This window comes from Bradyrhizobium sp. Arg237L, assembly GCF_029990105.1.
Lineage (GTDB): Bacteria > Pseudomonadota > Alphaproteobacteria > Rhizobiales > Xanthobacteraceae > Bradyrhizobium.
Genome location: NZ_JAQMIL010000025.1, coordinates 1 through 12,802, shown reverse-complemented (window position 1 = coordinate 12,802; position 12,802 = coordinate 1). Strand labels below are relative to the sequence as shown.

At 63.9% G+C, this 12,802-nt stretch carries 11 protein-coding genes; 3 read left to right on the top strand and 8 right to left on the bottom strand.

Annotated elements, in window-relative coordinates; translation table 11 throughout:
• Positions 1-177: 177 nt before the first annotated feature.
• From fdhF to mobB, 7 genes are all read right to left on the bottom strand, one after another.
• Positions 178-2,943: a formate dehydrogenase subunit alpha gene (gene fdhF, locus OZ411_RS17170; protein WP_282528904.1), complete on the bottom strand. Its 2,766-nt coding sequence runs from the start codon at positions 2,941-2,943 to the stop codon at positions 178-180.
• Complete coding sequence (locus OZ411_RS17165; protein ID WP_282528903.1) at positions 2,940-4,646, bottom strand: NADH-ubiquinone oxidoreductase-F iron-sulfur binding region domain-containing protein; 1,707 nt, start codon at positions 4,644-4,646, stop codon at positions 2,940-2,942. The genes fdhF and OZ411_RS17165 overlap by 4 nt, the downstream gene beginning before the upstream one ends.
• A 151-nt stretch (positions 4,647-4,797) precedes the next feature.
• On the bottom strand, positions 4,798-5,070 hold the full coding sequence (locus tag OZ411_RS17160) for a hypothetical protein (RefSeq protein ID WP_282528902.1): 273 nt from the start codon (positions 5,068-5,070) through the stop codon (positions 4,798-4,800).
• An 88-nt stretch (positions 5,071-5,158) separates the two neighbouring features.
• Positions 5,159-6,814 carry an OFA family MFS transporter gene (locus tag OZ411_RS17155; protein WP_282528901.1) on the bottom strand — a complete coding sequence of 552 codons (1,656 nt, stop codon included), beginning with the start codon at positions 6,812-6,814 and terminating at the stop codon, positions 5,159-5,161.
• Between the two features lie 339 nt (positions 6,815-7,153).
• Entirely contained in the window at positions 7,154-7,426 is a 273-nt protein-coding gene (locus tag OZ411_RS17150) for a sulfurtransferase TusA family protein (RefSeq protein WP_282528900.1), read from the bottom strand.
• Between the two features lie 52 nt (positions 7,427-7,478).
• The gene (gene glp / locus OZ411_RS17145) at positions 7,479-8,732 is read right to left on the bottom strand and encodes a gephyrin-like molybdotransferase Glp (protein WP_282528899.1); all 1,254 of its coding nucleotides are present in this window, start codon (positions 8,730-8,732) and stop codon (positions 7,479-7,481) included.
• Complete coding sequence (gene mobB / locus OZ411_RS17140; RefSeq protein ID WP_282528898.1) at positions 8,733-9,257, bottom strand: molybdopterin-guanine dinucleotide biosynthesis protein B; 525 nt, start codon at positions 9,255-9,257, stop codon at positions 8,733-8,735.
• A gap of 189 nt (positions 9,258-9,446) precedes the next feature.
• Here mobB and OZ411_RS17135 point away from each other — a divergent pair, with 189 nt between their 5' ends.
• Together OZ411_RS17135 and mobA are read left to right on the top strand one after the other, a co-directional pair.
• Entirely contained in the window at positions 9,447-10,337 is an 891-nt protein-coding gene (locus OZ411_RS17135) for a formate dehydrogenase accessory sulfurtransferase FdhD (protein WP_282528897.1), read from the top strand.
• On the top strand, positions 10,282-10,953 hold the full coding sequence (mobA, locus tag OZ411_RS17130) for a molybdenum cofactor guanylyltransferase MobA (protein WP_282528896.1): 672 nt from the start codon (positions 10,282-10,284) through the stop codon (positions 10,951-10,953). Before OZ411_RS17135 ends, mobA begins: the two co-directional genes overlap by 56 nt.
• A 168-nt stretch (positions 10,954-11,121) precedes the next feature.
• Here the strand turns inward: mobA and clcA are convergent, their stop codons facing one another.
• Positions 11,122-12,387, bottom strand: coding sequence for a H(+)/Cl(-) exchange transporter ClcA (clcA, locus tag OZ411_RS17125; protein WP_282528956.1), 1,266 nt, complete (start codon positions 12,385-12,387; stop codon positions 11,122-11,124).
• Between clcA and OZ411_RS17120 the strand changes: the two genes are divergently transcribed.
• Positions 12,277-12,657, top strand: a complete 381-nt coding sequence (locus OZ411_RS17120) for a hypothetical protein (protein WP_282528962.1) — start codon at positions 12,277-12,279, stop codon at positions 12,655-12,657. The two genes, clcA and OZ411_RS17120, sit on opposite strands and share 111 nt — an antisense overlap.
• Positions 12,658-12,802 lie beyond the last annotated feature (145 nt).

Here is a 12,802-nt window from a genome sequence, read left to right as displayed (position 1 = left end):
TCAGTTTCTATATGAGGAAGGGGTGCTGTCCGTATTTGAGCCCAAATGTCCCAACCAGTGTCTCAAATTGAATCTGCGGGTGTCCTAAATTGTTCGACCTCTACTGGCCTGGTTGAGATCGACAGTCCGCAATCTATCAGAAGGTGATACCCTAAGGTTGCGGGGTAGCAGCAGCGCCTACTCCGCGGCCGAGCGGAGTTCGGCCTTTTCCGCGCGCACGGCGCAGAACTTGAATTCCGGAATCTTGCCGAACGGATCGAGCGCGGGATTGGTCAAGAGGTTGGCCGCGGCTTCCGCGTAGCAGAACGGCATGAACACCATGTTTTCCGGCACGTCGCGGTCGGACCGCACCTTGACCTCGACGGCGCCGCGGCGCGTCTGCAGCCGGATGAAATCGCCGGGCCAGAGCTGCATGCGCCGCATGTCCTTCGGCGACATGAAGGCGACCGCCTCCGGCTCGATCTGGTCGAGTACGGATGCGCGGCGGGTCATCGATCCCGTGTGCCAGTGCTCCAGCACGCGGCCGGTCGAGAGCACCATCGGATATTCGGCGTCGGGCAGTTCATCCGGCGGGATGACATGCGCCGGCACGATCTTACCGCGGCCGTTCGCGGTCGGGAAGCCGGTGGTGAAGATGATCTCGTTGCCGGGCTTGTGCGGGTCGTCGACCGGATAGGTCACCGCGCCCTCGCGCACGAGACGCTCCCAGGTGATGTTATTCAACGACGGCATCACCTCCGTCATCTCGGCGAAGACATCGGCCGGGCCACTGTAATTCCACGGCAAGCCCATGCGCTTTCCGATCTCCTGGATGATCCAGAGATCCTGCCGCGCGTCGCCCGGCGGCTTGATCACCTCGCGCGCGAGCTGCACGCGGCGGTCGGTGTTGGTGAAGGTGCCGGACTTCTCCGCAAAGGCGGAGGCCGGCAGGATCACGTCGGCATGGAACGCGGTCTCGGTGACGAAGAGGTCCTGCACCACGAGATGATCGAGCATGGCAAGCGCTTCCCGCGCATGCTGCAGATCGGGATCGGACATCGCGGGATTTTCGCCCTCGATATACATGCCGTGGATTTCGCCGGCATGGATCGCGTTCATGATCTCGACCACGGTCAGGCCGCGGACCGGGTCGAGGCTCTTCTGCCAGAGCTCCTCGAACTTGCCGCGCAGGTCGACGCGGCCGACCGGCTGGTAGTCCGGCAGGAACATCGGGATCAGGCCGGCGTCGGAGGCGCCCTGCACATTGTTCTGGCCGCGCAACGGATGCAGGCCGGTGCCGGGACGGCCGACCTGGCCGGTGATCAGCGCCAGTGCGATCAGGCAGCGCGCATTGTCGGTGCCATGGACATGCTGGCTGATGCCCATGCCCCAGAAGATGATCGACGACTTTGCGCGGGCGTAGAGCCGCGCCACTTCGCGCAAGGTGTCGGCCGGGATGCCGCAGATCGGCTCCATCTTCTCCGGCGTGAAGTCCGCGATCTTGGCCTTCAGCTCGTCGAAACCTTCGGTGTAGCCGGCGATATACTGATCGTCGGTCAGGCCCTCGGTGATGATCGTGTTGATCATCGCGTTCAGCATCGCAACGTCGCTTCCCGGCTTGAAGGCGAGATGCTTGGTGGCGTGGCGCGACAACGACTGCAGCCGCGGATCTATCACGATCAGTTTCGCGCCGCGCTTGGCAGCGTTCTTGATATAGGTCGCGGCCACCGGATGGTTCACGGTCGGGTTGGCGCCGATCACGATGATCACCTCGGCATCCATCGCCGCCGAGAACGGCGCCGAGACCGCGCCGGAATTCAATCCCTCCGTCAGCGCCGCGACCGATGAGGCGTGGCACAGCCGCGTGCAGTGGTCGACATTGTTGGAGCCGAAGCCGGTGCGCACCAGCTTCTGGAACAGATAGGCTTCCTCGTTCGATCCTTTCGCCGAACCGAAGCCGGCGAGCGCTTTCACGCCCTTCTCGTCACGGATCTTGACGAGACCGCGCGCGGCGATATCGAGCGCCTCTTCCCAGCTTGCCTCGCGGAAATGCGTGAACGGATTGGCCGGATCGACCTGGTCGTTGGCGTCCTTCTTGGCGTTCGGCAACCGCACCAGCGGTTTTGTCAGACGATGCGGATGATGAATATAGTCGAATCCGAAGCGGCCCTTGACGCAGAGCCGGTTGTGATTGGCCGGGCCGTCGCGCCCCTCCGCGTAGATCACCTTCTCGTCCTTGACCTGATAGGTCACCTGGCAGCCGACGCCGCAGAACGGGCAAAGCGAATCCACCTTGCGATCGGGATAGGTGACGCGGGTCTGCTTCTCGTCCAGCATCACGGCGGGCATCAGCGCGCCGGTCGGGCAGGCCTGCACGCATTCGCCGCAGGCGACGCAGGTGGACTCGCCCATCGGATCGTCGAAATCGAACACGATCTTGGCGTCGGCATTGCGATAGGCCATGCCGATGACGTCATTGACCTGCACCTCGCGGCAGGCGCGCACGCACAGGCCGCACTGGATGCAGGCGTCGAGATTGACGCGCATCGCCGGATGGCTGGAATCGCCCTCCCAGCGCTCCGCCGCCGGGAAGCGGCTCTCGGTGACGCCGGTCTTCTCGGCCCAGTGCCAGAACTCTGAATCAGGATCGTGCGAGGTCTCGCGCGCCGGCTGGTCGGCGACCAGAAGCTCCATCACCATCTTCTGCGCGGCGACGGCGCGGGCGCTAGCGGTCTTCACCTTCATGCCGACGGACGGCGTGCGCTTGCAGGAGGCGGCAAGCACGCGCTCGCCTTCGATCTCGACCATGCAGGCGCGGCAATTGCCGTCGGGGCGGTAGTCCGGCGCCGGCGAATAGCAGAGATGCGGGATCTCCTGTCCCTGCCGTTTTGCCACTTGCCAGATGGTCTCGCCCGCTTTGGCCTCGACCTGCTTGCCGTCGAGTTCGAACTGGATCGTCGTCATTCCGCAGCTTCCTTGAACTCGTCGGGGAAGTATTTAATCACGGAGGTCAGGGGATTCGAGGCGGCCTGACCGAGGCCACAGATCGATGCATCGCGCATCGCCTGGCTCAGTTCCTCGAGCAGCGCCCGGTTCCACACCGGACGTTCCATCAGTTGCGCCGCCTTCTGCGTGCCGACACGACACGGCGTACACTGGCCACAGCTTTCGTCCTCGAAGAAGCGCATCAGATTGAGCGCCGCCGCCTTTACGCTGTCATGCTGTGACAGGATCACGATCGCCGCCGAGCCGATGAAGCAGCCGTATTTTTCCAGCGTGCCGAAATCGAGCGGGATATCGTCCATCGTCGCCGGCAGGATGCCGCCGGAGGCACCGCCCGGCAGATAGGCGTGGAAGGTGTGTCCGTCAGCCATGCCGCCGCAATATTCGTCGATCAATTCACGCACCGTCAGCCCGGCTGGCGCGAGTTTCACGCCGGGATTCTTGACGCGGCCGGAGACCGAATAGCTTCGTAGACCGTGACGACCGTTGCGACCGTGCGAACTCCACCAGCCCGCGCCCTTCTCCACGATGTCCCGCACCCAGAACAGCGTTTCGATATTGTTGATCAGGGTAGGCTGACCGAACAGTCCCACCTGGAACGGATAGGGCGGCTTGTGCCGCGGCAGACCACGCTTGCCTTCGATGCTCTCGAGCAGCGAAGATTCCTCGCCGCAGATATAGGCGCCGGCACCGCGGCGGATGTGCAAGGTGGGACCGCCCGGCGGCAGCTTGGCGAGTTCGAGGGGCAGGATCTTGAGCGCCGCCGGATATTCGTCGCGAATGTAAATGTAGACATCTGTGGCATCGACGACGTGCGCGCCGATCAGCGTACCTTCCAGGAAGCGGTGCAAATCGCGCAGCAGGTAAAACCGATCCTTGAAGGTGCCGGGCTCTCCTTCGTCGCCATTGACTGCCATCAGCCGGGGCCCGGGCTCGCCGAGCACCGCGCGCCATTTCCGGCCGGTAGGAAAGCCTGCGCCGCCGAGCCCGCGCAGGCTGGAATCGTCGAGCGCCTTCAGGATGTCTTCCTTGCTGACCCGGCCGGCGCGCAGATCGTTCAGCAGCTTGTAACCGCCATCCTTCACATAGGCATCGTAGTCGACATAAGTCGGGATATCGGGTTCAATCTCGCCACGCGCAGCCGTCGCCAGCACTTCGGTTGTGGTCGCGCGCATCACGTAGTGATGACCGACTTCAGCCACAGGAGCCATATCGCACAGACCGACGCAGGGCGCGCGCACCACGCGGATGCCGGGACCGGCCGAGTCCTGCAATTGCTCCAGCAGCCTTTCGCCGCCGAGCATCGCGCAAGTGAGCGAATCGCAGACGCGGATCGTGAGCGGCGCGATATCCGGCTGGCCCTCCTTCACCACGTCGAAATGCGCGTAGAAGGTCGCGGTCTCGAACACTTCCGCGAACGACAACCTCATTTCGTCCGCGAGCGCGGCGAGATGCGCGGCGGAGATCTGATGGTACTTGTCCTGGATCAGGTGCAGGAATTCGATCAACAGATCGCGCCGGCGCGGCTGGTCGCCGAGCAATTGCTCGACGTCATGCGCGGCCGTCGGATCGATCTGGCGTCCCTTCGGCGTCGCCTTGGCCTTGCGGCGCCCGGCGCCAGGATGCTCGAACGCGCGAACCTCTTGCACGTCTTGGACAGTCATTGAAACATCTCGTCTTTACCGCTCTTTAGATCAACTCTAAACTCTGGCATGCCAGATGCCAATAGGGAAATTATCGCGGCCAAAGAAGCATTTAAGGGGCATGCGCCGCGACATGCCCCCTCTGCCCTTTTCCCCTGCGACAAGCCTGTCCTCAGCTCTTGCCCATGCAGTCCTCGATGTAGAACCAGCGGTCGTCGCCCGCCAATCCCTTGGCTTTGACCTCCTGGCGGCAGGCCTTCAGCTTGCCCCTGTTGGCGCTCCATTTGGCCTTCATGTCCTTCAGCTTCGCGGCCGTGAGCTTCACCCTGGACGGCTTCACCTCGCTCGAAGCGGCAGGCGCGGGCGTGGTGGTTTGGGCCGAAGCCGCAGTCAGTACACCCATGATCAACAGCGCGGCGGCGACACCAGTTCCGATACGAAACATCGAGAAAATTCCCTTGTTCTATTCGTTGAATTGAATGGACGAAAAAAGGCGCCGCGAGCGAAAGCATCGCCCGCGGCGCCGGCTCCGATCAGAAGATCTTGACCGCGCTTTCCAGCGTCTTCCAGACGCCCCAAGCCAAGGGAATGCCGACAAAGGCCCAGAACAGCGCGGCCTTGGCATCCAACCCGCCGAACCCGATGCCGTAGGAACCATGCGGGCCGGCCGCCTCCGCGCTCGCGCTCGCCGCCTGCAGTTTTGCCACTTCCGCCTCGCTCATGTGCCACTTCGCATCGACCGGCTTGACCAGATAATTGCAGATCAGGCCCGCGATCAGCATGGCGCAGAGGATGTACATCGTGGTGTTGTAGAGCTGGTCGCGCGGAACGCCGGCAGCTAACTGGAACTCGCGGATGTAGTTCACCACGACCGGGCCGATGATGCCGGCGGTCGACCACGCCGTCAGCAGCCGGCCGTGAATGGCGCCGACGAACTGCGTTCCGAACATGTCGGCGAGATAGGCCGGCACGGTCGCAAAGCCCCCGCCATACATCGACAGGATAATGCCGAAGCCGAGCACGAACAGCAGTTTCGAGCCCATCGCCGCAAAGGTCGGCGCCAGCGCATAGAGCGCGATGCCGAGCAGGAAGAACGTATAGTAGGTGTTCTTGCGCCCGATCTTGTCCGACAGCGACGCCCAGAAGAAACGGCCGCCGATGTTGAACAGCGACAACAGCCCGGCGAAGCCCGCCGCGATGCCGGCGATCTGCGCCTTCTGCGACGCATCAAGCTGGTTGAAGCCGACGTCGGGCAATCCGATCAGTTTGCCGGCGAAGATCTCCTGCAGCATCGGCGAGGCCATGCCGATCACGCCGATGCCTGCTGATACGTTGAGGCAGAGCACCCACCAGATCAGCCAAAACTGCGGCGTCTTGTGCGCATCGTCGAGATGGACGTTGTTGGTGGAGATCATCTTGTTGGCCTTGGCCTTTGGCTTCCAGCCCTCGGGCTGCCAGCCCGTCGGCGGGATGCGATAGCGGAAGGCGCCGATCATCATGAACACGAAGTAGATCACGCCCATGGCCAGGAAGGTTTCCCAGACGCCGACCGAGGTCGGGGTCTTGAAATAGTTCATCAAGAGGTTGGCGAGCGGCGCGCCGATCATGGCGCCGCCGCCGAAACCCATGATGGCCATGCCGGTCGCCATGCCGCGGCGATCGGGAAACCATTTCACCAGTGTCGACACCGGCGAGATGTAACCAAGCCCGAGACCGACGCCGCCGATCACGCCGGCGCCCAGCCACATCAGCCAGAGCTGATGGACGTAGACGCCGAGCGCGCCGATCAGCAAGCCGCCGGCCCAACACAGCGCCGCGACGAATCCGGCCTTGCGCGGACCGACGCGTTCGAGCCAGCCGCCCCAGATCGCAGCGGACACGCCGAGCAGCACGAAGAACAACGTGTACATCCACCCGAGACTCGCCACCTTCCAGTCGCAGGTGGTGGTGAACAATTCCTGCCACAGCGAAATATCGGGGCAGGCCTTCGGCGCGTTCAATCCGATCGCGCGCGACAGCGGCAGCCAGAACACCGAGAAGCCGTAGGCCATGCCGATGCACAGATGGATGCAGAGTGCGGCCGGCGGCACCAGCCAACGGTTGAAGCCGGCGGTCGCAATCGTGTGCTCCTTGTCGAGGAAACCAAGCCCCGCGCCGGCCACAGCGCCGGTGCTGCTAATCGTCGTCATCCGATCCTCCCTGCGGCCGCTCTTCAATCGAGAGCGTGCTCGCTTGTGTGATCCCATCCTTAAAGTTCAGCGTCGCGAAGCAGCCATGCTCCACGACATTCCCTCGATGCGCCGGGAATCGCTAAGCGCGCTCGAGAATTCCCAACCCGCAACGCGACACGATACGCCCGGTGCCAGCGTCAGCCGTGATGTTAAAGAAATGCCTGCCCGTATCGCTCGTGCCCGAGCGACGCTCCGCGGCTGCGTCGCCTGCGGAGCGATTCAATTGGGACAGAAGGTCTGAAATGTGTCGATAGGAAAAAGGTAGGTGTCAACCAGAGCGATTATTGCAACGCACGGCTATTGTTGCGATGCGGACGAAGCATCATTCATTTTCTCTATCGTCCCATTCGTCTTCTCGATCAAAAACACGATGCGGCTCTCGCTCCGCTCGGTGATCTCGACCTTGTCGCCGGTCTCGCGGATCAGATTCGGAATGTCAATCACCGACAATGGATCGGTGCAGACCACTTCGAGAAAATCACCGGGCGTAACCGTCTTCAATGCCTTGCGCGTCTTCAACGCGGGCAGCGGACATTTGAGGCCGGTGAGATCAAGTTTTGTCGTGCTCATGTTTGTGACCATGGCGAAGCATTCGCATACCGTCAATCGCTACGCGACGGCTTCAGATCAGGCTTGCATAGGACAGGAATCCGACGGTCTGGCCGGGTTCGACGCGTGTGATGTGTTCGCCAAGCTCGACCAGGCCATCGGTGTCGACCAGCGACGACAACAGCCCCGCACCCTCGCGCGGGAACTTGATGGCTTCGAGCGCGCCATCCGGCGCTGTGCGCAGATTGACGCGAACATATTCACGGCGCCCGATCTTCTTCTTGTAGGTAAATCCGGCGCGGACCGGCATCGGCACCAGCGGCTCCGGCGCGCCGCCTGACAGCGCCAAGATGGTTGGCCGCACCACGTGAACGAAGGTGACGAAGCTCGCCACGGGATTGCCGGGCAGGCCGATGAACGGCGTGCCGCCGATGATGCCCATCGCGACCGGACGGCCGGGCTTGATCGCCATTCGCCACAGCACCAGGCGGCCGACGCTCTCGACGCCGGCCTTGACATGATCCTCCTCGCCAGTCGAGACGCCACCGGTGGTGAGGATCAGATCGTGGTGGCCCGCGACGTCCTTCAGCGCGCGTGCGAGGCTCGCAGGCTCGTCGCGCAGAATGCCGAGGTCGCTGACTTCGCAGCCGAGCCGCCGCAGCATCGCCATCAGCATGAAGCGGTTGGAATCGAAGAGCTGCGGCGGCGCACGGCGCTCTCCCGGAGAAACCAGCTCGTCGCCGGTCGAGAACACCGCGACGCGGATCCGCCTGATCACGTCGAGCCGAGTCAAGCCGAACGCCGCGGCCAGCGCGACATCCTGTGGCCGCAGGCGTCTTCCAATCTGCAACGCGGCGTGGCCGAGCGGGATGTCTTCGCCCGCGGGCCGCACATTGGCGCCCGGCTGCAGGCCTGCGGGTAGAACGACCTTGTCACCTTCGATGCGGACATCCTCCTGCATGAACACAGTGTCGGCGCCATCTGGCATCGGCGCGCCTGTGAAGATGCGCACCGCATGACCCGGCTCGATCGGCGCATTCGCCGCGGCGCCCGCCTGCACCCGTCCACTGATCGGAAACGCCTGCTCCGAATCTTTGGGAAGATCGCGGCTCGCCACCGCATAGCCATCGACAGCGGAGTTGGTGAAGGGCGGCAGCGGCAGCGGCGCAAGGATCTCATTGGCGAGGATGCGCCCGTCGGCCTCCGCAAGCGCGACGGTCTCGATATCAGCTATCGCCGTCACCCGCGTTGCGATCAGGCGCACGGCTTCGTCGACCGACATCATCGGCCCGCTGGAGGCAAAGCAATCGTCGGACAGTTGCGCCATTCAGGTCTCGCTCTTTGCCAGGATCTCGTCGACTGAAACAGCGGCACGCTGCATCATGGCGGCAACGGCGGTGACATCATCGAGATGGGCCGTCGGCAGCCGGGTTTCAATCGCCGCATCGGTCGCGATCCCGACAATGCCGGGATCATCCGGGAACAGCAGCGGCTTGTTGTTGGCGGCCCGATGCACCTCGATCTTGCGCAGCGGCTCGCGCTTGAAGCCTTCGACGACAACGAGATCGACCTGCGACATCTTGGCGAGCAGCTCGACCAACCGCGGCTCGCGGGCGCCGCGCAGCTCATGCATCAGGGCCCAGCGCCGGCTGGAGGAGACCAGCACCTCGGTCGCGCCCGCCTGGCGGTGCACCCAGGAATCCTTGCCGGGCACGTCGACGTCGAACTCGTGATGAGCATGCTTGATCACGGACACGCGCAGCCCCTGTCCCAGCAGATACGGAATCACGCGCGACAGCAAGGTGGTCTTGCCGGCGCCGCTCCAGCCCGCGAGTCCGATCACTTTTTTCATGCCAATCTGTTCTCCGGAACCGCCACCACCGTCATTGCGAGGAGCGAAGCGACGAAGCAATCCATAGTTTCCGCGGGGACAGATGGATTGCTTCGCTTACGCTCGCAATGACGGGCGGGGCCCATATTTCCCTAAGCTTCCGACATGCTTATATCGGATGGCAGGTAAAGTCATGCTAACCTGACCGCCATGATGAAGATCAACAAAGCGCGCGTTCCCCTGATCGTCCCCAATCCGGACGACCCGCGCCTGACCGAGCGCGTAACCGGGACCGACCAGACCGGCGCCAGCGTCGAGATCAAGGTGCCGATGGAGCGGCCGCTGACGCTGTACCTGAACGCGCAGGAGATCGTCACCATGATGACGATCGGCGACTACCCGGAATATCTCGCGCTCGGCTATCTCCTCAACCAGAACATGCTCAAATACGACGACGTCGTCACCGATGTCGAATATGACGACGATCTGCAGGTGGTGGTCGTGCGCACCGAGCACCACACCAATTTCGAGCAGAAGCTGAAGAAGCGCACCCAGACCTCGGGCTGCGCGCAAGGCACGGCGTTCGGCGATCTGCTGGAAGCGGTCGAAAGCGTGGCGCTGCCGAAGGCGGAATTGCGCACCTCCTGGCTCTACCAGATGACGCATGCGATCAACACCATGCCCTCGCTCTATCTCGAAGCCGGCGCGATCCATGGCTGCGTGCTGTGCAAGGAGGGCACGCCGGTCTGCTACACCGAGGACGTCGGCCGGCACAACGCCGTCGACAAGATCGCGGGCTGGATCTACCGCCACGGCGTCGACCCCGGCGACAAGATCCTCTACACCACGGGACGGCTGACCTCGGAGATGGTGATCAAGACGGTGCGGATGGGCATTCCGATTCTGGTGTCGCGCTCGGGCTTCACCGCCTGGGGCGTCGAACTCGCGCGGCAGGTCGGCCTGACGCTGGTCGGGCGCACGCGCGGAAAACGCTTCATCGCGCTGTCAGGCCAGGAGCGCATCGTGTTCGACCAGAACCTCGACTATGTCGAGGAGGAATCCGCGCGCCACAAACGCAAGGGCGAAGCGCGTGACGACTAGAATTCCCGGCGTTCTGTTGGCCGGCGGCCTCGCGCGGCGCATGGGCGGCGGCGACAAGCCGATGCGCACGATCGGCGGCCTCACGATTCTGGAGCGCGTGATCGCGCGTCTCGCGCCGCAATGCGATGGCCTGATCCTCAACGCCAATGGCGATCCCGCACGCTTTGCCGCATTCGGATTGCCCGTGATCGCCGATGGCGTCGCCGATTTCCCAGGGCCCCTCGCCGGCATCCTGGCGGCGCTGGACTGGATGGCGGCAAACCGCCCCGATGTATCGCTGGTCCTGAGCGCGGCCGGCGACTGCCCCTTCCTGCCGCGCGATCTGGTCGCACGCCTCCACGACGCGCTGGCGAGGCAGAACGCGCAATTGGCGGTGGCGGCCTCCGGCGATCAGTCACATCCGGTGATCGGATTATGGAGCGTGTCGCTCCGCGACGAACTCCGCCACGCCCTCGTCGTCGAGGACGTCAGGAAGATCGACCGCTGGACCGCCCGCTACAGGCTCGCCACTGTGACCTGGCCGACCGAGCCGCTCGACCCCTTCTTCAACGCGAACACGGTCGAGGATATAGCCGAGGCCGAACGTCTCGCGGCGCTCGACGCAGCACCAGATTGACACCGCTGTCATTCCGGGGCGTCCGAAGGACGAGCCCGGAATCCATCGGGCCGCAGACGCGAGCGGAGGAGAATGGATTCTCTGATGTGCAATTGCACATCATAGCTCGATGCTAACGCATCGCCCCGGAATGACGGAGCCATTTCCGCGCGACCGCCCTCCACTCACTCATTCCCGTCTGATTTGCCGTTCCAGCCGCAGCGTGCGTTCGCGCAAGGAATCGTAGATCGGTGGATTGTGCAGCAGCGGGGGCAGCAGCATCGCGACGAAGCAGGCGCCGAGCATGGGCAGCAGCATCGTCACGTTGCCCGTCATCTCGGCGACGAGAACGATGCCGGTCACCGGCGCCCGTACCACGCCCGCGAAGAAGGCGGCCATGCCAACCAACGCAAATGCATGCGGCTCGATCGCGAGGCCCGGGAATACAAAGCGGCAGGCTGCTCCGAACAACAGCCCGGACTGGGCTCCCAGCACCAGCAAGGGCGCGAAGAGCCCGCCGGGAGTGGCGGCAGCGTATGATAAAGCCCCCAGAGCGAACCGGATCAGGAATGCGGAGGCGACGATCGCAGCGCTATCCTGGCCGGTCAGCGCGCGCTGCGTGATCTGATCGCCGCCCCCGACCAGCTCGGGCGCGAACCAGGCCAATATGCCGACGCTAGCGCCGATCAATCCGGCGCGGAGCTCGATCGGCAGCCGCGCGAACCGGTCGCTAGCAGCCATGAATGCGAGCAGCGTGCGGTTATAGGCGACGGCAAGCAGGCCCGCGACGGCCCCGAGCGCAAGGAACAGCGGCGCAGATACCGCGCTCGGAGTGTTCAGTGGGGTGACCTGGAAGTCGGGCGCGTCGCCGATAAACAGCCTTGCGACCGGGATCGCCGTGGCCAGCGTGGCGAGGGCCGCGACAGCGACGCGGCGCTCGAATTTGTGCAGCAGCTCTTCGAGTATGAAGGCGAGCCCGGCAATCGGCGCGTTGAATGCCGTCGCCAGCCCGGAGCCGGCGCCGGCCGCCAGCAGCAGGCGGGCGTCCGCCCAGCAGAGTCGGCCGACGCGCGCGGTGAAGGCCGCGATGCCGGCGCCCATCTGGACGGTCGGCCCTTCGCGGCCCAGCGCCAGCCCGGAACCGATCGCCAGGATTCCGCCGATGAATTTCACTGGCACCACGATAAACGGAGCCGGCGGCACCTGCCCGTGCAGAACAGCTTCGACATGCGGAATGCCGCTGCCCGACGCGTGCGGCGAGAACCGCCGCACCATCCACGCCGCAAGCAGCGTCGCGCCAGCGCATGCGCCCACGACAATCAGGAATCCCAAGATGCCGTGACCATGCGCCCAGGCGATGGTCGCATCGCGCAAGCGATCGGCCTGCCCGAGCAAGAGGCGGAAGTTCGCCCCGACGCATCCGGTGACGGCCCCAACAACGAGGGCCGCCGCCACGAGGCCCAACAGGCTGCGACCTTCGTCTGCGACTACGCGCTCATCGTCAGGCTTGTGGTCCACGGCTGCCCTGAACTTTCCATGTGTTTCGCGCGGAACAAGTTTGGCCGAAATCGCCGGCGAATTGAAACCGGCAAGAGCGATTTCTTGCAAGGAAATTTGTTCAACGATTTCAAGCTGATTTGCCCCGTCCAGTCCTCGCGCAAAAAACATTCCGCTTTCGCCGTCGGGCAAATCAGTGATTTAACCCCGCGCGTCTCACCCAGATGAGGGGCGGCTCGCGATCGTCACGAACGTTGCGGTGAGATGCGGTGGACGTGACGGGTGTGACTGACGAGCACGCACATCACGGACGGCGAAGTCGTGTGGTCCTGGCGCCCCGACGCTGGCGCTAAGTTTTTCGCGCGAACAAGTT